Origin of the sequence: Variovorax sp. CCNWLW225 (genome assembly GCF_037204045.1) — a bacterium.
Taxonomy (GTDB): Bacteria; Pseudomonadota; Gammaproteobacteria; order Burkholderiales; family Burkholderiaceae_C; genus Variovorax.
This window is the reverse complement of record NZ_JBBCBV010000003.1, coordinates 346,142-364,448: the sequence shown is the minus strand read 5'-3', so window position 1 is coordinate 364,448 and position 18,307 is coordinate 346,142. Positions and strand designations below refer to the sequence as shown.

Genomic DNA, 18,307 nt, shown 5'->3' with positions numbered 1-18,307 from the left:
TCTTCTCTTGGTTGAAAAACTCGGAACGCGCGCAGGGCTGCGCCACCGGGTGCGCACGGGGGTGCGCGCCGGTCGGCGAAGGCCGGGGTAAAAAGGTGCTGCTAGCCGGAAGGCTCGGGTCGTTCGGTGCGCACGAGCACGGCGCCCTTGGACAGCGGGCTCACGTTGCGCCGGTATTGCTGCAGCCAGCCGGTGTCGAAGGCGGGGGGCGGCGCCTGCCAGTCGGCGCGGCGCGCCTTGAGTTCCGCATCGGTCAATGCAATGTCGAGGCGGCGCGCGTCCAGGTCGATGGTGATCACGTCGCCATCGCGCACCAGCCCCAGCGGCCCGCCGAGAGCGGCTTCGGGCGAGACCTCGGCCACCACAAGCCCCTTGCAGACCAGGCCTGAAAGATGCCCGTCGGTCAGGATCGCGACCTGGTCGCCCAGGCCCGCGCCGTCGATCGCGAACACCACGCGCGAGGCGCCGCCGCCCATCGCCGGGCCACCGCAGGCACCGGCGCCGCGCATCACGACCACCTGGCCCGGCACGATCTCGCCTTTCTTCAGCGCGGCAATGGCGGCGTCCGAGGTCCAGAAGCACACGGCCGGACCTGTGAAGCTGCGCACCTTGCGTTCCACGATGCCGGTCTTGATGAGGCCGGACTCAGGCGCAAGATTGCCGCGCAGCAGCACGATGGCTGGCAGCGGCGCGACCGGGCGATCGATGGGGCGGATCACCTCTGCGTCGGCAACTTCGGTGCCCTTCAGGTTGTCGGCCACGGTGCCGCCCGTGACGGTGGGCGCGCTCGTGTCGAGCAAGGGCGCAAGCTGCTTCATGAGCGCGCGGCAGCCGCCTGCCGCCTCGAAGGCTTCGATGCTGTGATCGCCGATCGGCCGCACGCCGGCCAGCACCGGCGTCGTCGGGCCGAGGCTTTCGAAAAGGCCATACACGTCGACACCGCACTCGCCTTCGGTCGAAACCGCCTGCAAGTGCTTGGCCGTGTTGAGCGAGCCGCCGATGGCCAGCACCGCGCGCACCGCGTTGGCGAAGGCGCCGGGCGTGAGGATGTCGCGCGGCTTCAGGTCGTCCCACACCATCTGCACGATGCGTGTGCCGGCCGCGCGCACGTCGGCCATCATCTTCGGGCTCAGCGCGGCAACCGGCGCGCTGCCCGGCAAGGCCAGGCCGAGGGCCTCGCAGACGATGTGCATCGAGTTGGCCGTGCCCAGGCCCGAGCACACGCCCGGGCCACGGATCGCCTCGCGGCTCATGCCCACGAGTTCTTCGACCGGCAGGTGGCCCGTGACGGCATGCATCGCGCCGATGAACACTTCCTCGATGTCCATGTGCTTGCCGCGGTACTCGCCGCTGGGCTGGTAGCCGCAGGGCACGAGCAACGTCGGAATGTTGAGCCGCGCGGCGGCCATGAGCTGGCCCGGCACGGTCTTGTCGCACGAGGTGAGGCACACCATGCCGTCGAGCTGCGCGCCCTCCACGGCCACTTCGATGTCGTTGGTCACGAGGTCTCGCGCGCCGAGCATGTAGGCGCCGCGCGCGCCGGCGCCGGTGATGAAGTCGCTGGGCGCCGCGGTGCGGATCTCGAACGGCACGCCGCCCGCGGCGCGGATCGCAGTCTTGATTTCTGCTGCCACCTTGTCGAGGTGGCTGAAGCACGCGGCCAGCTCCGACGAGCTGTTGACGATGGCGATCTTCGGCTTCTCGCAGTCTTCTTCGGGAATGCCGAGCGCGCGCCAGTGCGCATTGCGCACTGACCAAAGATAAGAGCCGCGCGGAAAGTTGCTGCGCAGGGGGCGGGTGGTCATGGGCGGTCTCCGGGTTTGTTCTTCTTGGTGATCTCGATCACGCCGCGGTCGGCGTCCACGCGCACCCAATCGCCGGTCTCGATGCATTCCAGAGGGTCGCGCTCGAAGTCGGTCATCGAAGGCGAGTGCGTCACCACCGCGCCCAGCGCCATCTTGGTGGTCATCTCGTTGAACAGGAACGCCGCGGGCGCGGAGTTCATGAGCCGCGTCATGTGGAACATGGCCGACCAGCCCGACGAGCCCTTGGCCCCCGGAAACACCAGCACCTTGCCCGCAAAGCTCTGGCCGCGCAGCTCGTGCCGCGTCTCGATGACGGTGCCGGTGCGCGGATCGATGCCGCCCCAGCCCGAGATGCGGTCGCGCGTGACGAGTGCTTCGCCCTCCGCAACGCCGCCGACCACCTTGCGGCCGCGGATGACGAGCGTGGATGTGTTGTCGCGCGCATTCATGGTTTTGCTCCTTCCCCTTTCGGGGGAAGGTTGGGATGGGGGCAGCCAGAGCGCTCGATGGATGCGCCGCACGCCCCCACCCCTGCCCTCCCCCAGAGGGGGAGGGAGAAAGTCCGGAGAGCGAGCTTCATTGCATGCCTCCATTCCACCGCCCGGTGCACGCCGCATCGATGCATTCCGCCGTGCTGCCGAACCACGCCTGCACGCCAAGAATGGCGGGCAGGTAGTGCGCCTGCTTGGCCGAATCGAGCGCCACGGTTCTCGTGCCCTTGGGCACGGCGCGGCTCATGGCGGAGCAGCTGTCGGTCATGAGGATGCCGCCCGCGTCCTCGATGATCCTGGTGTAGCCGTTGCGGTCGGCCAGCGACTTGATGGCGCGTGGCGTAAAGATCCACAGCTCGCAATCCGGATGCACCTTGCGCCCTTCGATGAGCTGCGCGGCCTCCCAGATCTGCTCGATGGTGTAGTGCGGGCAGCCGAGCATCACGTACTGCACCTCGGCTTCCTTGCCGGTCGCGTTGATCTTCTCGTAGGTGGCGCGGCGCTCGGCCTCGCCGTAGCGCAGCACCTCCACCGGTGCACGGCCGCCGAGCGCCTGCTCCAGTGTGAGCGCCTCGGGCGTGACGCCGGCAATGTGGTACATCTCCACGCCGCCTGAAGACGAAGCCGCCGCGCCGAAGTGCTTGAGCCGCGGCAGGTTGGGCACGCGGGCGATGCCACGCTTGCTGTGCACCACCGGCACGCGCTCCTGCACGTGCTCGCCGATGTAGTAGCCGAGCAGGCCCCAGTCCTGCACTGATTCAACCTGGACCTCGAGCTCGACCACATGCGTGGCGCGGCGGTTCTCGTCGAGGTGATAGCCCCAGTAGGGAATGCGGCCGGTGAGCATGGCCGCGCCGGTGCTCTCGCGCCCTTCGGTATTGGTGCGCGCACCGAGCACCGAGTTGCAATACACCACGGCCGACGATTCCATCCACGCGCAATGCTCGCCGCGCGTGGGGATGTTGCCGACCTGGTAGGGCGTGCAGGTGTTCATGATCTGCGCGCCGAGGCCCGCCGCATGGCGCTCGCTCTTGTTGTAGAACTGAACGATCTCCTCGCTCACGCCCATGCGCTCGGGCTGGCCGGGGTCGAAGCCCAGTTGCAGGTGGCTGGTGAACACCTTGAACTTCGGAATCTCGACGGTCTCCTGGCTGTCGAGGCTGAACTCGGAGAACACCGCATCCATGCCGCCGCCCTTGGCCAGCGCAAAGTCGCGCTGGAACGGCGTGGTCGAGGTGATGGTGGCGCAGACGTTGCGCGTTTCCACCAGCCGCTCGGCGCCCAGCGCCTCGCCATAGCGCATCAAGAGGTCCATCGCCTTCTGCACGGCCGGTCCGTCACGGCCGTCCATCATGGCTTTTTCTTCATCGCTCAGGTGCATGACCTGTGTCTCCGTTCTTGTGTTTGCAGTCGTGGGGTCGGCCCGCGCCGGGCCTGCTAACCCGGTGAAGGCGTAGGCGTGGGCACATGCCCGCCGATGTCGCGCGCAATGGTCAGGGCGATGTCGTGCAGGCGCGGTGCCAGTTCGTTGCGCAGGCGCTCTTCGGTGAACACGAAAGCCGCGCCGCCGCCGTTGAGCGACATCACTTCGCCGTCGGGCCCGATGAGGGGCACCGACACCGAATTGATCTCGCGGTGGAATTCGCCGAGCGAGAGGCAGTAACCCAGCCGCCGCGCTTCGCCGATGGCGCGGGTCATGCCGGGCGCGATGCTGTCCCACTCTGGGCCGCGCAAGAGGCGCATCGAATCGATGAGTTGGTTGCGCTGCGCCTCGGGCAGCGCCGAAAGGTACGCGCGGCCCAGGGCCGAATTGGCCAGCGGCGCGCGCGAGCCCACATCGAGCCGCGCCGAGAGCATCGACGAGCGCGGCCGGCAGGCCTCGATCAGCACCATCTCCATGCCGTCGCGTATGGCCAGGTAGACCGAGGCGCCCACCTCCTCCGCCATCGCCTGCATGCTGGGCCGCGCGGCGGCGCGCACGTCGAGGCTGCCCAGGAACACGCGCGAAAGCGACACCACGCCGGGCCCGAGCATGAAGCGGTCGGCCACCTGCGCGCTCTTGAGCATGCCCATGGAGAGCAGCGTGGCGACGAGCCGGTTGACCGTGGGGCGCGGAATGCCGGTCATTCGCGCGATGTCGGCATGGCCCAGCACGGGGCGCTCTTCGCTGAAGCAGCGCAGCACCGAGATGCCGCGCTCCAGCGCGCTCACGGTGTCGGAGCGGTCGCCGCGCGCATCGGCGGCTTCCGATGCGGAAAAAGAGGTGTCGTTTTTTTCAGTGGACATGGAAGAACCCGTTGCAAGACTCAAGACTCTGCAATGTAGAGGCTCGCGGGCGAGGTCGGCCGGGCTCATGGCAAGTCATTCAGACGCCGGCTTCGGCCGCAGCCGCTGCCGCCGGCGCATGCGCGCCCTGCCCGGCACCGGCGCGCAGGTACACGCCCTGCGCGAGCAGCGCCGACTGCAGCGCGCCCACGTCGACAAGGCGCGGCTCGATGCCGCCCTGCGAGGCCAGCGCCGCCGCCACGCCGGCCGCCTGCCCGGTGATCCAGCACTGCGGAATCTCGCGCATGAAGCCGTGCGAGTTGCGGTCGCATGAAATATGGCGCCCGCAGGCCAGGAGGCCATCGAGCTGCTGCGGCACCAGCGCGCCGTAGGGAATGGAGATGTTCGGAAACTTGGGCGACACCGCGGGCGTCACGCCCACTTCGTCGGCCAGCGCCACGCCGTCGGGCCATTGGCTGCGCAGCACGGCGCCCACACCGGAGAGGCGCCGCGCATGGCGCACACCGATCTGCGGCGCGCTGAGCATGAGGTACGCATCTTCGAAGCCCGGCGCATGCGCCTTGAAATAGTCCAGGTGCGCGGCCATCGCGCGGTGCGAGCGCACCTCCACGGCCGTGAGGTCGTCCACGTCCAGCGCCGAATAGCCCGACTGCCGCGGCCCCATGAACAGCGCCACGTCGTTGCGCCATGAAACGAACGGCCGCTCGAACAGGCCGCACACTTCGCGCCCGCGTGCCATGAAGGCGGTGAACGCCTCGGGCTGGCCGGCCTTGAATTCGATCCAGCGGTTCATGTCCACGCCGCCGAAGAGCCACGAGGTGTTCATGCAGTGGTGCACGTCGGCTTCCTCGATGTCGTTCACGTAGGCGGCACCGGCACGCGCGAACAGGTCGCCGTCGCCCGTGGCGTCGACCACCACGTCGGCCATGATCGCCATGCGGCCTTCCTTGCTCTCGAAGACCACGCCCTTCACGGCGCCGTCCTGCACGATGGGAATGGCCGCCCACGAGTGGTAGATGAGCTTGACCTTGCGCTCCAGCACGATCTCTTGCGAGAGCAGCTTGAGCCGCTCGGGGTCGATGGTGGGCGACCAGGTGACCACGCCGTGATAAGCGGCCGTGCGCTGCGACCAGTGCGCGGCCTTGGCCGCGTCTTGCGAGCCCCAGTCTTCGCGCGCCGGTCCGGCAATGGCGTCGGCCGGCAGGCGGTCGAACAGTTCTTCTGCAAAGCCGCGGATCACCAGCTTGCCTTCCCAGTCGGTCATGCGGTCGATCCAGATCACGAGGCCGCCGGTGGAAAGGCCGCCCAGGTGGTTGTAGCGCTCGAGCAGCGCCACGTCGGCACCGGCACGGGCGGCAGCCGCGGCGGCCGCGGTGCCCGAAGGGCCGCCGCCCACCACCAGCACGCCGCAGCGGTGGTAGACCGGAATGTTCTTGCCGGGCTCGGCCCAGGTGCCGTGGTCAGGGCGCTTGACGCGGCTGTCGCGGTCGAAGATGTCGGAGCTGAGGATGCGCTCGTCGGTGCGGACGACAGTTTTCATGGATAGGTGTCTTGGATAGGCTGTTTCGTCGTATTTTGATTTCAATGTTCATTTTGTCAAACACAAAAGGTAAAAAATGACCCTTCTTCGGGGTATTCCCTAAAGTATGTGGATTTTTCTGGTTTTCTAAATCAATATAAGAAGAACATTCATAAACGGAGACATCGATGAAGAAACCTCGCGGCACCCGCCGTGCGTTCGGCGCTGCGCTCGGCGCGGCGGCCTTGCTGGGCCTGGCGCCCTTGGCCCTGGCGCAAGACTTTCCGGCGCGCGGCGGCAAGCCGATACGCATCGTGGTGGGCTTTACCGCCGGCGGCGGCACCGATGCGCAGGCGCGCATCGTGGCGCAGAAGCTCGGCGAGGTGCTGGGCACCGGCGTGATCGTCGACAACAAGCCCGGTGCCAGCACCATGCTCGCCGCAAGCGAGGTGGCGCGCGCGCTGCCCGACGGCTACACGCTGCTCTACGCGCCCTCTTCGACCATGGCGCAGAACCCGCACACCTTCTCGCAGGTGCCCTACGACCCGTTCAAGGACTTCACCGCCATTTCGATGGGCGGGCGCGGTCCGCTGGTGCTCTCGGTGAGCACCACCGTGCCGGCCAGCAACGTGAAGGAGCTCATCGCCTACGTGAAGGCCAACCCCGGCAAGGTGAGCTACGCCTCCTTCGGCGCAGGCACTTCATCGCACATCTACGGCGAAGCTTTCGTGAAGAAGGCCGGCATCGACGCGGTGCACATTCCCTACAAGGGCGGCTCGGACGCGGCGAAAGACCTGATCGGCGGCCGCGTGCAGTACATGTTCGATTCGGCCTCGTCGGCCCTCATCACCTCGGGCACCGGCAAGGTGAAGATCCTGGCCATTGCCGCGAACGCGCGCATTGCCGCGCTGCCCGACGTGCCCACCTTCGCCGAGCAAGGCGTGACGGGGCTCGATCTGCCGAGCTGGCTCGGCTTCTACGGGCCGGCGCACATGCCCGCGCCGGTGGTTGCCAGGCTCAACGCCGCGCTCACGCAGGTGCTGGCGATGCCGCAGGTGCGCGACTTCTATCGCTCGGGCGGCTACGAAGCCGGCGCGTCCACGCCGGAAGAGTTCGCCGGCATCACGCGTTCGAGCTACGAGCGCTGGGGCACCATGGTCCAGCAGGTCGGGTTGGCGAAGCAATGAACCGATTGCCCTCCTCCATCGGGCGACGCCGCGTTGCCGCCTGGCTCGGGCTCGGGATCGCATATGGCGCAACCGCATTGCCGCCGGGCGCGCTCGCGGCCGAGCCCACGGCTTTTCCGGAAAAGGGACGCAGCATCCGCATCGTGCTCGGCCTTGCGGCGGGCGGCGCCTCCGATGCGCAGGCGCGCTTCGTCGCCAACAAGCTCGGCGAGGTGCTGCAGACGCCGGTCATCGTCGAGAACCGGCCGGGCGCGAGCTTCATCCTCGCAACGGAAGAAGTGATTCGCGCCGCGCCCGACGGCTACACGATGATGTACGCGCCCTCTTCCGTGGTGGCGCAAAACCCGCAGACGCTGGCACAGGTGCGCTACGACCCGTTCAAGGACCTCACACCCATCTCGCTCGGCGCACGCGGGCCGCTGGTGCTCACGGTGCATGCGAGCGTGCCGGCGCGCACGGTGCAGGAGCTCGTGGCCTACATCAAGGCCAACCCCGGCAAGATGAGCTACGCGTCCTTCGGCACCGGCACCTCGTCGCACATCTACGGCGAGGCCTTCGCGCAGCAGGCGGGCCTGGACGTGGTGCATGTGCCCTACAAGGGCGGCGCCGATGCCGCGAAAGACTTTCTTGCAGGCCGCGTGCAGTACTACTTCGATGCGGCGCCCAACGCCATCCAGAACACCGCCACCGGCAAGGTCCGCATGCTGGCGGTGGCGGCGCCGAAGCGCAGCGCGATGTTGCCCGACGTGCCCACCATGACAGAACAAGGCGTTGCCGGCGTCGACATGCCGAGCTGGCTCGGCTTCTTCGGGCCCGCGCGCATGCCGGCGCCCGTGGTCGCCAGGCTCAACGGCGCGCTCGCGCAGGTGCTGGCGATGCCCGCCACGCGCGACTTCTTTCGCCAGGGTGCTTATGAAGCAGAGTCTTCGAGCCCCGCGCAGTTGGCCGAGCTCACGCGTACCACCTACGACCAGTGGGGCGACATGATCCGCAAGCTGGGGCTGGTGAAGCAATAGCAAAAGCTCCAGCTTAAAAAGATATTAAAAACTCTGGGGCATCATCCGCACTGCTTTTCACGCGCCATACCCACGCCCCCAATGCACCTGCTCCTGGTCGAAGACGATGCCATGCTGGGAGAGGCGGTGTGCGACGGCGCGCGCCAGGGCGGCTGGACCATTGACCATGTCTGCGATGCGCCCGCGGCCCGGCTCGCGCTGATCGACCACGCCTATGCCGCCGTGCTGCTCGACATCGGGCTGCCGGGCGAGTCGGGGCTCTCGGTGTTGCGCGCGATGCGCGGCCGCTACGACCCGACGCCCGTGCTGATGCTGACCGCGCGCGGCCAGCTCAGCGAGCGCATCCACGGGCTCGACGCGGGCGCCGACGACTACATCGTCAAGCCCTTCCAGTTCGACGAGCTCTGGGCGCGCGTGCGCTCGGTCATCCGGCGCAGCCAGGGCCGCGTGATCCCGGTGTTCTCGCACGGCGACATCGAAGTCGACCGCAGCCGCCGCGTGGTGTCGAAGGCCGGCGTCGAGGTGACGCTGAGCGCGCACGAATACCGCACGCTGCTGGCGCTGCTCGAGCGGCCCGGCCACGTGGTCACGCGCGACCATCTGCAGGACGCCGTCTACGGCAACGCGAGCGCGGTCGAGAGCAACACCATCGCGGTGTTTATTCACCAGCTGCGCCGCAAGCTCGGCGACGACCTGGTCCGGACCGTGCACGGGCACGGCTACGTGGTGGGCCAGCCGCGTCCATGAGGCTGAACTCGCTGCAGGCGCGGATGATCATGGTGATCGCCGCGACCATCGCGCTGTGCTGGGCGGTGGCGCTCGCGGTGCTGTTCGTCTATCTCACGCACAACAGGAACAGCATCTGGGACGACAAGCTCCAGACCATCGCCACGCGCATCCTGCTGACCATTCCCAGCGAAGACAAGCTCAAGGGGCTGCGGCCGCGCGCCAACGGCCTGCAGCTGCGCGATGAAGCGCTGCCCGAGAGCGAGGCGCTCGCGTTCCAGATCTGGCTCGACGACGACCGCCTGCTCGTGCGCTCGCCCGGCGCGCCCGACACCCCGCTGCGGCCAGGCTTCGCCGGAGGCGCGGCCACCAGCGTGATCGGGGGCGCGCGATGGCGCGTCTACTCCGTCTCGGACAAGACCGGCCGCGTGCATGTGCAGGTGGGCAATCTGCACAGCGTGGTCGACGCCGAGCTGCGCGGGGATGCGATGACCGCGCTGGTCATCAACACGCTGTTGCTGTTGCTCGTGGGGGCGCTGATGTGGTTTGTGGTACGCCGTTCGCTCAAGCCGGTGCTGGCACTGGGCGAGCAGATGCGCCAGCGGCGCAGCTTCGACCTCACGCCGCTGTCTCCGGCGCCGCTGCCGCGCGAACTGCATCCGCTTGTGGCCTCCTTCAACCATGCACTGCGGCAGCTTGACGAGGCGGTCGAGGGCGAGCGCCGCTTCATCGGCGACGCGGCGCACGAGCTGCGCACGCCGCTCTCGGCGCTGCAGGCGCAGGCCCAGATCGCGCTGCGCGCGCCCACTGCAGCAGAGAAGGACATCGCACTCGCCAAGCTGCTCGCCGTGGCCGAGCGCAGCACGCGCCTGTCGGAGCAGCTGCTCGATCTGGCGCGCCTCAATGCGGGCGCCAACGCGCCGCAGCATGCGCCGGCCGACCTGGGCGCGCTGGTGATGCACGTGGCGAACGAGTTCGACGTGCATGCGCTCCAGCACGCGCGCACCATCCTGCTCGATGCGCAGCCGTGCACCATCCGCTGCGACATCGACGAGATCGGCATCCTGCTGCGCAACCTGGTGGACAACGCGCTGCGCTACACGCCCAAGGGCGGGCGCGTGCGCGTGAGCTGCGGCCAGGAACCGGGCACGGCGCCGCCGCAGCAGCGGTGTGTCTACCTCGAAGTGGCCGACGACGGACCCGGCGTGCCCGCGTCGGAGCGCGCAGCCATCTTCAAGCGCTTTCACCGCGTGGCCGGGGCACCTTCGCGCGGCAGCGGCATCGGGTTGTCGCTGGTGGCGGGCATCGCCGAGGTGCACCGCGCAACCATCGAGACCGGCGCCGGGCTCGACGGCCAGGGCCTCGGCATTCGCGTGGTGTTTCCGCCGACGGACTCCGCCGAGGCTTTTGTGCCTCAGAACCTGTAGAGGTAGCCGACCCGCACGCCGGTCTGGCTCGACCGGCCGACCAGCGGGCTGTTCTTGATGCCGCTGCCGAGGCTGGTGCCGCTGACGTCCAGGAAGATTGTCTGCTTGGGCGCGACGGCGTAGTCCACGCGCAGGCCCAACTCGACGTTCGCGGCGGATTCGCCGTCGTACTGGGCGCGGTCCGCGCGCGATTCCGCTGCGCGCACGCCGTAGTAGTATTCCACATACTTGCGATCGGCCCACTGCACCGCGACCCGCGGCGTGAAGCTGAAGGCACCCGAAGTGAAGCGACGATCGACCTGCAGCTTGACCCGTGTTCCCTTGCTGTGCCCGGAAGCGTCGGCCAGCAGCTCGGCCGACAGGTTGGCGAACTCGTTGCGCCAGATTGCCGCACCGCCGAGCCAGATGCTGGCCTTGCGCTCGTCCATGCCGGTCAGGTAGGGAGAGTCTTCGGCCTCGTAGCCGTCGGACGTGTATCGCGCGCGCAACCGGAAGGACACCGGACCGGCGGAAGGGAGCTTCAGGTCGAGGCTCGGGCCCGCAACGCTGACCCACCGGTTCTCGTAGGTGACCATTGGAATGACGACCCCTTTGTCGTCGAATTCTCGGTAGGGCTTGCGGTCCATCCCCGCTGCAATGCCAAGGCCCCACTGGGAGCCCCCGGCCTGGAATTTCTCTTCGTCGGACTGTGCCCATGCGGGCGGCATGCAGGTGGCGGAGACCACGCCAACGGCAACTGCCGTGAAGGCCAGGCGGCCATGAAAACGGGGGCCTCGGGCGGCAAGGCGGGTTTGCTTCTTCATCAGGATCCTCAGGGTGAAAAGTCGAAGGTTCGAAGCGGCACAGCCACCTCGCCGCCGGATGCTGACCCTGAGGCTTTAATAACTCTTTAGACTTTTTAAGATTCGATGAATGCGGACGAAGCAGGTGCGAGGCTGCGAGCGCTCAGCCCAGAAAGCGCAGCAGCAGCCGGTTGAACTCATCGGCGCGCTCGTACTGCGCCCAGTGCCCTGCCCCGTCGATCACCACGCCTTCGCGCTGCGGCTGCCCGGCCGTGAGTTGCGCCACCAGCGGTCGCGGATCGGCGGTGACGTCGTACTCGCCCCACAGCAGCAGTTGCGGCCCGCCGATGGTGTCGAGCGCGGCCTGCAGCCCTCCCGCCTGCGATACCTCCTTGCTGCGAAAACGCGTGCCGTGGCAGGAGATGTCGTGAATCTCGAAAGCCAGCGCATTGATGGCGGCCTTGTCGTGCAGCATGAGCGCGGCCAGGTTGTGCAGCAGCGCGGCGCGTTCTTCCTCACGATTCGGTGCGGCACGCCAGTTGATCATCTGCGCCGCCATGCGCCGCATGGTGCCGTGGCCTCCGCTGCCCACCAGTGCCAGGCGCCGGATGGCACCGCGACGCACGGCAAACCGCGCTGCGGTGAGCCCGCCGAAGGAGAAACCGCCCAGGTCGATCGGCGTGCCGGCGCCGATCAGCTGGTCGAGCGATCCACCCAGCGCATCGAGCAAGGGCCCGAGCGGGTCTTCGCCGGGCGCTGCATGAGGCGGCGCATCCGAATCGTTGAAGCCGGGCAGGTCGGGCAACCACAGCGTGCGGCCGGCCGAAAGTGCTTCGACATTGCGCAGCCAGTGCATCCAGCTGCCGTGGCCGCCGTGCAGCAGCACCAGCGGCGGATTGGGGCTTTCTTCTTCAGCGCCGAAGCGGCGCCAGCAGACGCGGATGCCGCCGTGCACCACGTCATGGCGCGTGCCGGTGGCGGCGATGCGTTCGATGAGCAGGCGGGCTTCGCTGCTCGAGCCTGGAGCGGAATTCGAATCGGGGATGAAAGGCATCGCCCGATTCTGCCAACTGGCGGTTCTTCTAGCTGGCGGCCGCGCCAAAACGGTAGCTCGACACCACGAGCCCGCCCATGAAGGCGTCTTCGTGATAGATGCGTTCGCCCGCTTCCTGCTCGGCCGCGCCGACCGCCACCATGAGCGGAATCAGGTGTTCCTCGCGCGGATGCGCCATGCGGGCCGACGGGGCCGAAGCCCACTCTTGCAGCCGCTGCACGCGCTCCTGCGGCGCCGCCTGCACAGCGGTGTCGTCGAGCCAGTCGCCAAACGCCTTCGAAACGCCGTGCGCCTGCGGGCCGAAGTTGCGCAGGTTGTGATAGCTGAGGCCGCTGCCGACGATGAGCACGTTTTCATCCCGCAACGGCCCAAGCGCGCGGCCGAGCGCCAGGTGCTCCGCCGGGTCGAGCCCGCGCTTGAGCGACAGCTGCACCACCGGCACGCTGGCGTCGGGGTACATGGCCGCCATGGGCGAGAACATGCCGTGGTCGAAGCCGCGCTCGGGGTCGATGGCCGCTGGCAGCCCGGCCGCAGTCAGGAGCGACTGCACGCGCTGAGCGAGCTGGGGCGAGCCGGGCGCGTCGTAGCGCACTTCATACGTGTGCGCGGGAAAGCCGCCGTAGTCGTAGATCATCGGCGGGCGCGGGTTGCCCTGCACGGTGAAGACCGGTGCCTCCCAATGGGCCGACACCATGAGGATGGCGCCGGGCGTGCGGCCGATCTGGCGCGGCATGTCGGCCAGCGAGGCGGCCAGCTGGTCGTAGACGCCGCCCATTTCTTTCTTCATCCAGGGCCAGGGGCCGCCGCCATGCGAGATGAAGTACGTGGGCAGGGGGGCGGTGTTGTCGTCGTGGGTCAAGCCGATGCTCCTTGAAAGCGTTGCATCGACTTTAGCTGCAGCTATCGATCTATGTGGATCAGCGGGCTTCGGGCAGGCGCCCGAGCCAGAGGGAGGTCAGCGCCGCACGGTTATGGACGCCGAACTTCGCATAGATCGACTTCACGTGGATGTGCGTCGTATTCGGGCTTTGGCTCAGGATGGCTGCGATCACTTTCTCCGCCCTTCCCTCGAGCAATCCCAGCAAGACCCTGCGCTCGGTCGCGGTGAGCGGCGCGTTCGCGATGAGGAGCCCATGGCTGAGCAATTGCTGGCGATAGAACCAGCGCAGCCCGCGAAGCGCCAGGCCGAAAGGATTCTTGTCCGCCGATGAGAACCGCGGACTTTCCGTGCTTCGGAAAATGAAAAGATGCACCCGCACATCGGCATTGATCGCGCAGCGCATCGACATGCTGTCCGCGTGCCCGACGTCCAGGTAGTGGCGCTGGTAGTGGGGTCCGTCGAACCACTCGGGAGGCAGCGCTTCAAACAGCAACTGTGTGCGGAACGGTTCCTCGCCGGCCACCGCAAGGATCTGAGAGAGGTCGATAGACGGCGACCACAAGGTGTCGAACTGCTCCTGGACCGAAGCGGCCATCGTCGGCAAGGGCCGCAGGAGCCGGACGTACAGCGGACGCCAGCCGTTCAGCGCATCGCCCACCGCGGGGCTTGGCAGCCGCACGACCACTGACCAGAGCGCGTTGTGCGCGCCGAAGATCGAACACAGGCTGCCGAGCAGGTGCTCCAGCGCTTCATCGCCATCGCCGATGGGGTAGTTCGCGAGCTTGTCCCACAGCGCGTAGATCTGCTCGGTGCAATCGGGCATCGAAGGCTGTGCGGCGGGCTCAACTCCTGCGTTCAATTGATCACCTGTTTAGGTTATTACGCGACGCAGCCCGCCTGCCTACGATTCGTCGATGAATCGGCCCCGCATCGTATGGCATTTGACGGACCTTGTGCCCCTGGTGCGGGCGTGGTGTAGGTACCCTGTGCGATGACGGCCCCGGAACAGATTCCCGCCGCCGAGCTGTCGGAGCTGATCGGTGCGATCTACGACTGCTCCCTCGATCCGCAGCGGTGGGCTGCCACATGCGAAATGATCGCGCAGCGTTGTGACAGCGCCGCGGGCGGCATTTGCATGCACGACCTGAAGCAGACACAGAACGACCAGTTGTACGTCTTCGGCTATGAGCCGGAATTTCTGCAGAAGCTCGGCGCCCGGTACGCCGAGAGCCCGATGGCCGCGGCGGACGTCCTCTCGAACCTGGGGGAAGTGAGCGCGCTGTCGATGGAGCGTTTCCATCTGCATGACAGCTGCTTCTACCGCGAGGTGCTGCAGCCGCACGGCGTGCTCGACATCATGTGGTTTCCGGCGCTGCGCACCGGCGGCCGCATGGCGTCCCTGCACGCGTCGCGCAGCGACAAGTCGCTGCACTACCAGCAGAGCGACCTTGCCCTGTTCAAGCTCCTTGCGCCGCATGTCTGCCGTGCCCTGGCGATTTCCGATGCGCTGGACATCCAGGTGATGAATTCCGAGGTGCTGAAAAAGACCCTCGACGGACTGGCGGCCGGCGTGTTCCTGGCGGCACGCGACGGCCACGTTGTGTACATGAACACCGCCGCGGAGCGACAGGTCAGGTCGGGCACGGCAATGCGACTGGTCGACAACCGGTTGTCCCCGGTGTATCCGGCGGCTCGTGCCGCGCTGACACAGGCGATCCAGGATTCAGCCCGCGAGGGTGCCGACATGCACGCCATGGATCATGCGATCGGAATTCCCGATGGAACCGGCGGGGGCTACGTCGCCACCTTGCTGCCCATTGCCGATGGCCGGCGCGCCGGCGTCCTCGCACCCTTCGCGGCGAGTGTGGCCGTGTTCATGCAAGACCCCGTGCAGCCGCCGCTGATGCCAGGGGAGGCATTCGGACGGCTGCACGGGCTCACCGGCGGCGAACTGCGCGTGCTCATGGCGCTGTCGCAAGGCCTCGGCGGCACCGAGGCCGCCGGCATGCTGGGCGTGGGCGAACCGACCATTCGCACCCACCTGCAGAGGATCTATTCCAAGACCGGCACGTCCAGGCAAGGGGACCTGCTGCGCCTGCTGCACCACTCGACACCTCCGACGCGGCACCAGACGCGCCTGGCGGATTGAGCGGCCTCGGACGAACGGCCTGACGCGAACGATGTATGCCGCCGTGTCATCGCTTCCGATGACGCGGCGGCTGCGATGGACGCCTACGCTCGCGCACCAATATCTACAACAAGAGGGTTTGCCATGTTCGACCGCACCGTTCGACGCCTGTCCGCAGCAAAAGGCGCAATCATGCTTCGGCTCTCGAAGCGGTCGCAGCTCATCGGGTCCTTCGCTACAGGGGCGGTGGTCTCCGGCGCTCTCCTGACCTTTGCGATGAACAGCCCGGCCGTCGGCGTCACGCCACCGACCGAACCGGCACCTGCAGCCGCGGCAGCCCCGTTCAGTGCCGCGGCGCAGTCCAGACTCGACCTGCTGCGCAACCAGGCGGCGAGCGGCGACGAATTTTCGAACTGGGCACTCTCCAATGCCCTGCTGGACAAGTTCGACTCGACCGGCGACTCGGACGACCTCTACGAGGCCATGCTTTGGGTCGACAGGCGTGCGGACATGTATGCCAACCAGGAACTGGCGGCGCGCGTCGTCGGCCGCTACTGCGGGCACCGGGTGGTGCGCTGGCATTGGTTCTGTGTTCTGGGCGAATGACACTGGCACTGCAGAGCGCAACGCCGTAACGCACCCTTTCGGGGCAAGGACACGCCGCCCGGGATAAAGTCGCAGCTTCTCCCTGGAGACTGCACGCCTTGTTCCGTTTTTTCGAAAAACTCCTCCACCCCTATCCCGCTGCCGAACCGGCGCTTCCCCCCACGGGCTTCTTCGCCTTCTTGTGGGCCTGCACGCAGGGCCTGCGTCTCAAGATGGCCGCCATGGCGGTGCTTACCGCGGCCATTTCCACCTTCGAGGCGCTGCTGTTCGCCGTGCTCGGGCGCGTGGTCGACTGGCTCGGCGGCCAGGTGCCTTCGCGGCTGTGGGCAGACCGCGGCGACACGCTGATGTGGCTGGCCGCGCTGCTGGTCATCAGCATCGGCGTGGTCGCGCTGCAAACCATCGTCAAGCACCAGACGCTGGCGGTGAACCTGCCGATGCGCCTGCGCTGGAACTTTCACCGGCTGATGCTGGGCCAGAGCATGGCCTTCTACCAGGACGAATTTGCGGGCCGCATCACGGCCAAGGTGATGCAGACCGCTCTCGCGGTGCGCGACACCCTCTTTGTGCTGGCCGACGTGGTGGTGGCCATGGGCGTGTACGTGGTGACCATCATCGTGCTGGTGAGCGTGCTCGACGTGCAGCTGGTGCTGCCGTTCATCGTCTGGCTGGTTCTGTATGCGGTGTCGCTGATGTACTTTGTGCCGCGCCTGGGCAAGGTGGGCAAGGCGCAGGCCGATGCGCGGGCGCTGATGACCGGCCGCGTGACCGACGCCTACACCAACATCGCCACCGTCAAGCTGTTCTCGCACACGCAGCGCGAGGCCGGCTTTGCGCGCGAAGCCATGCGCGAGTTCATGTACACGGGCTATGGGCAGATGCGGCTGGTGAGCGCCTTCGAAATCGTCAACCACACGCTCAGCATGGGCCTGACCGCCGGCATGGCCGGCACGGCGCTGTGGCTGTGGTCGAACGGCACCGTGGGCGTGGGTGCCGTGGCCGCGGCCACCGCCATGGCACTGCGCCTGCAAGGCATGTCGCACTGGATCATGTGGGAGATGACCAGCCTGTTCGAGAACATCGGCACCGTGCAAGACGGCATGAAGACGCTGTCGCGCCCACGCATCGTGCTGGACGCACCCGATGCCGGCGTGCTCCATGTGCCGCGCGGCGAGGTGCGCTTCGAGCATGCGAGCTTCCGCTATGCCGATGCGGGCCGCCGCGTCATCGACGACCTGAACCTGGTTGTGAAGCCGGGCGAAAAGATCGGCCTGGTCGGCCGCTCGGGCGCGGGCAAGTCGACGCTGGTCAACCTGCTGCTGCGCTTTCATGACCTGGAAAGCGGCCGCATCCTGATCGACGGGCAGGACATTGCCCACGTGACGCAGGATTCGCTGCGCAGCCACATCGGCATGGTCACGCAGGACACGTCGCTCATGCACCGTTCGGTCGCCGACAACATTGCCTACGGCCGGCCCGACGCCACGCAGGAGCAGATCGAAGCCGCCGCCAAGCGTGCCGAAGCGCACGAATTCATCCAGACGCTGGGCGACGCCACCGGCCGGCGCGGCTACGAGGCGCACGTGGGCGAACGCGGCGTGAAGCTGTCGGGCGGGCAGCGCCAGCGCGTGGCCATTGCGCGGGTGATGCTGAAAGACGCGCCGATCCTGCTCCTCGACGAGGCCACCAGCGCGCTCGACTCCGAGGTGGAAACCGCCATCCAGCAAAGCCTGTACCGGCTGATGGAAGGCAAGACCGTGATTGCCATTGCGCACCGCCTCTCGACCATTGCGGCGATGGACCGGCTCATCGTGCTCGACGAAGGCCGCGTGGTGGAAGAAGGCGACCACCGCTCGCTCATGGCGCAAGGCGGGCTGTACGCGCGGCTGTGGGCGCACCAGAGTGGCGGCTTCCTGGGCGATTCGCTCGAAGAAGACGAAGGCGAAGCGCTGCGGGCGTAGCCGGCTTCAGGTGGGCAAGGCGCCGGCCTCGTATTGCGCCGCGAACTCGGCGCTCGGCGGAATCGGCTTGACGATGTCGATCAGCACGCCGTTCGGGTCGCTGGTAATGAAGTGGCGCTGGCCGAAGTCCTCGTCGCGCAGCGGCAGAAGAATCGGCAGGCCGGCCGCGGCGAGCCGGTCGTGAACGGCATCGGGGTCGTCCACCTCGAAGTTGAGCAGCAGCCCGCCCGCCACTTGGCCGCGCGCGGGTGCGGGAATGGTTTCGTGCCGGCCGTCGAGCACGGCAAGGTTCACCGATGGATGTCCTGCCAGCTGCAGGTGCACGTACCACTCGCTCGTGAACAGCGGCGTGAAGCCGAAATGCGCCTGGTAGAAGCCGGCCGTCCCGGCCACGTCGTTGGTCATGATCACCGGGTAGTAGCTTGTCACTTTCATGGCA

Annotated in this window: 17 protein-coding genes; 7 read left to right on the top strand and 10 right to left on the bottom strand. The window is 67.4% G+C overall.

Going from position 1 to position 18,307, the window contains the following annotated elements; genetic code table 11:
* Positions 1-101 precede the first annotated feature (101 nt).
* The 5 genes from ilvD to V9L20_RS09395 all read right to left on the bottom strand — a co-directional run bounded on the left by ilvD (position 102) and on the right by V9L20_RS09395 (position 6,122).
* Positions 102-1,805: a dihydroxy-acid dehydratase gene (ilvD, locus tag V9L20_RS09415; protein ID WP_337296384.1), complete on the bottom strand. Its 1,704-nt coding sequence runs from the start codon at positions 1,803-1,805 to the stop codon at positions 102-104.
* Positions 1,802-2,254 carry an aconitase X swivel domain-containing protein gene (locus V9L20_RS09410; RefSeq protein ID WP_157614490.1) on the bottom strand — a complete coding sequence of 151 codons (453 nt, stop codon included), beginning with the start codon at positions 2,252-2,254 and terminating at the stop codon, positions 1,802-1,804. The genes ilvD and V9L20_RS09410 overlap by 4 nt, the downstream gene beginning before the upstream one ends.
* A gap of 127 nt (positions 2,255-2,381) precedes the next feature.
* Entirely contained in the window at positions 2,382-3,677 is a 1,296-nt protein-coding gene (locus tag V9L20_RS09405) for an aconitase X catalytic domain-containing protein (RefSeq protein ID WP_337296383.1), read from the bottom strand.
* A gap of 56 nt (positions 3,678-3,733) precedes the next feature.
* Positions 3,734-4,582 carry an IclR family transcriptional regulator gene (locus V9L20_RS09400; protein WP_337296382.1) on the bottom strand — a complete coding sequence of 283 codons (849 nt, stop codon included), beginning with the start codon at positions 4,580-4,582 and terminating at the stop codon, positions 3,734-3,736.
* A gap of 79 nt (positions 4,583-4,661) precedes the next feature.
* Positions 4,662-6,122: an FAD-dependent oxidoreductase gene (locus V9L20_RS09395; RefSeq protein ID WP_337296381.1), complete on the bottom strand. Its 1,461-nt coding sequence runs from the start codon at positions 6,120-6,122 to the stop codon at positions 4,662-4,664.
* A 167-nt stretch (positions 6,123-6,289) separates the two neighbouring features.
* Here V9L20_RS09395 and V9L20_RS09390 point away from each other — a divergent pair, with 167 nt between their 5' ends.
* The 4 genes from V9L20_RS09390 (at position 6,290) to V9L20_RS09375 (ending at position 10,457) form a co-directional block, all read left to right on the top strand.
* Positions 6,290-7,288: a Bug family tripartite tricarboxylate transporter substrate binding protein gene (locus V9L20_RS09390; protein WP_337296380.1), complete on the top strand. Its 999-nt coding sequence runs from the start codon at positions 6,290-6,292 to the stop codon at positions 7,286-7,288.
* Positions 7,285-8,304, top strand: coding sequence for a Bug family tripartite tricarboxylate transporter substrate binding protein (locus V9L20_RS09385; protein ID WP_337296379.1), 1,020 nt, complete (start codon positions 7,285-7,287; stop codon positions 8,302-8,304). Before V9L20_RS09390 ends, V9L20_RS09385 begins: the two co-directional genes overlap by 4 nt.
* An 81-nt stretch (positions 8,305-8,385) precedes the next feature.
* A complete protein-coding gene (locus tag V9L20_RS09380) occupies positions 8,386-9,051 on the top strand; it encodes a response regulator transcription factor (RefSeq protein WP_337296378.1) in 666 nt (221 codons plus the stop codon).
* On the top strand, positions 9,048-10,457 hold the full coding sequence (locus V9L20_RS09375; RefSeq protein ID WP_337296377.1) for a sensor histidine kinase: 1,410 nt from the start codon (positions 9,048-9,050) through the stop codon (positions 10,455-10,457). The genes V9L20_RS09380 and V9L20_RS09375 overlap by 4 nt, the downstream gene beginning before the upstream one ends.
* On the opposite strand, the gene V9L20_RS09370 is transcribed toward V9L20_RS09375, so the two are convergent.
* From V9L20_RS09370 to V9L20_RS09355, 4 genes are all read right to left on the bottom strand, one after another.
* Positions 10,445-11,260, bottom strand: a complete 816-nt coding sequence (locus V9L20_RS09370; RefSeq protein WP_337296376.1) for a MipA/OmpV family protein — start codon at positions 11,258-11,260, stop codon at positions 10,445-10,447. The genes V9L20_RS09375 and V9L20_RS09370 overlap by 13 nt on opposite strands.
* A gap of 142 nt (positions 11,261-11,402) precedes the next feature.
* Entirely contained in the window at positions 11,403-12,293 is an 891-nt protein-coding gene (locus tag V9L20_RS09365; protein ID WP_337296375.1) for an alpha/beta fold hydrolase, read from the bottom strand.
* A 28-nt stretch (positions 12,294-12,321) separates the two neighbouring features.
* Positions 12,322-13,152, bottom strand: coding sequence for a DODA-type extradiol aromatic ring-opening family dioxygenase (locus tag V9L20_RS09360; protein WP_337296374.1), 831 nt, complete (start codon positions 13,150-13,152; stop codon positions 12,322-12,324).
* 58 nt (positions 13,153-13,210) lie between these two features.
* Positions 13,211-13,996, bottom strand: a complete 786-nt coding sequence (locus V9L20_RS09355) for a helix-turn-helix transcriptional regulator (RefSeq protein ID WP_337296373.1) — start codon at positions 13,994-13,996, stop codon at positions 13,211-13,213.
* 168 nt (positions 13,997-14,164) lie between these two features.
* Between V9L20_RS09355 and V9L20_RS09350 the strand changes: the two genes are divergently transcribed.
* The 3 genes from V9L20_RS09350 (at position 14,165) to V9L20_RS09340 (ending at position 17,868) form a co-directional block, all read left to right on the top strand.
* Entirely contained in the window at positions 14,165-15,322 is a 1,158-nt protein-coding gene (locus V9L20_RS09350) for a helix-turn-helix transcriptional regulator (RefSeq protein ID WP_337296372.1), read from the top strand.
* A gap of 123 nt (positions 15,323-15,445) precedes the next feature.
* Positions 15,446-15,907, top strand: a complete 462-nt coding sequence (locus V9L20_RS09345) for a hypothetical protein (protein ID WP_337296371.1) — start codon at positions 15,446-15,448, stop codon at positions 15,905-15,907.
* A 98-nt stretch (positions 15,908-16,005) separates the two neighbouring features.
* The gene (locus V9L20_RS09340; RefSeq protein ID WP_337296370.1) at positions 16,006-17,868 is read left to right on the top strand and encodes an ABC transporter ATP-binding protein; all 1,863 of its coding nucleotides are present in this window, start codon (positions 16,006-16,008) and stop codon (positions 17,866-17,868) included.
* A 6-nt stretch (positions 17,869-17,874) separates the two neighbouring features.
* Here V9L20_RS09340 and V9L20_RS09335 read toward each other — a convergent pair whose 3' ends face one another.
* The gene (locus V9L20_RS09335) at positions 17,875-18,303 is read right to left on the bottom strand and encodes a VOC family protein (protein ID WP_258507383.1); all 429 of its coding nucleotides are present in this window, start codon (positions 18,301-18,303) and stop codon (positions 17,875-17,877) included.
* Positions 18,304-18,307 lie beyond the last annotated feature (4 nt).

Excerpts from the sequence above, each read along its gene's own strand:
- V9L20_RS09370 (WP_337296376.1), bottom strand. The coding sequence starts at position 11,260 with ATGAAGAAGCAAACCCGCCTTGCCGCCCGAGGCCCCCGTTTTCATGGC.
- V9L20_RS09350 (WP_337296372.1), top strand. The coding sequence starts at position 14,165 with ATGACGGCCCCGGAACAGATTCCCGCCGCCGAGCTGTCGGAGCTGATC.
- V9L20_RS09375 (WP_337296377.1), top strand. The coding sequence starts at position 9,048 with ATGAGGCTGAACTCGCTGCAGGCGCGGATGATCATGGTGATCGCCGCG.
- V9L20_RS09365 (WP_337296375.1), bottom strand. The coding sequence starts at position 12,293 with ATGCCTTTCATCCCCGATTCGAATTCCGCTCCAGGCTCGAGCAGCGAA.
- V9L20_RS09405 (WP_337296383.1), bottom strand. The coding sequence starts at position 3,677 with ATGCACCTGAGCGATGAAGAAAAAGCCATGATGGACGGCCGTGACGGA.
- V9L20_RS09345 (WP_337296371.1), top strand. The coding sequence starts at position 15,446 with ATGTTCGACCGCACCGTTCGACGCCTGTCCGCAGCAAAAGGCGCAATC.
- V9L20_RS09400 (WP_337296382.1), bottom strand. The coding sequence starts at position 4,582 with ATGTCCACTGAAAAAAACGACACCTCTTTTTCCGCATCGGAAGCCGCC.
- V9L20_RS09355 (WP_337296373.1), bottom strand. The coding sequence starts at position 13,996 with ATGCCCGATTGCACCGAGCAGATCTACGCGCTGTGGGACAAGCTCGCG.
- V9L20_RS09390 (WP_337296380.1), top strand. The coding sequence starts at position 6,290 with ATGAAGAAACCTCGCGGCACCCGCCGTGCGTTCGGCGCTGCGCTCGGC.
- V9L20_RS09395 (WP_337296381.1), bottom strand. The coding sequence starts at position 6,122 with ATGAAAACTGTCGTCCGCACCGACGAGCGCATCCTCAGCTCCGACATC.
- V9L20_RS09380 (WP_337296378.1), top strand. The coding sequence starts at position 8,386 with ATGCACCTGCTCCTGGTCGAAGACGATGCCATGCTGGGAGAGGCGGTG.
- V9L20_RS09385 (WP_337296379.1), top strand. The coding sequence starts at position 7,285 with ATGAACCGATTGCCCTCCTCCATCGGGCGACGCCGCGTTGCCGCCTGG.
- V9L20_RS09410 (WP_157614490.1), bottom strand. The coding sequence starts at position 2,254 with ATGAATGCGCGCGACAACACATCCACGCTCGTCATCCGCGGCCGCAAG.
- V9L20_RS09335 (WP_258507383.1), bottom strand. The coding sequence starts at position 18,303 with ATGAAAGTGACAAGCTACTACCCGGTGATCATGACCAACGACGTGGCC.
- ilvD (WP_337296384.1), bottom strand. The coding sequence starts at position 1,805 with ATGACCACCCGCCCCCTGCGCAGCAACTTTCCGCGCGGCTCTTATCTT.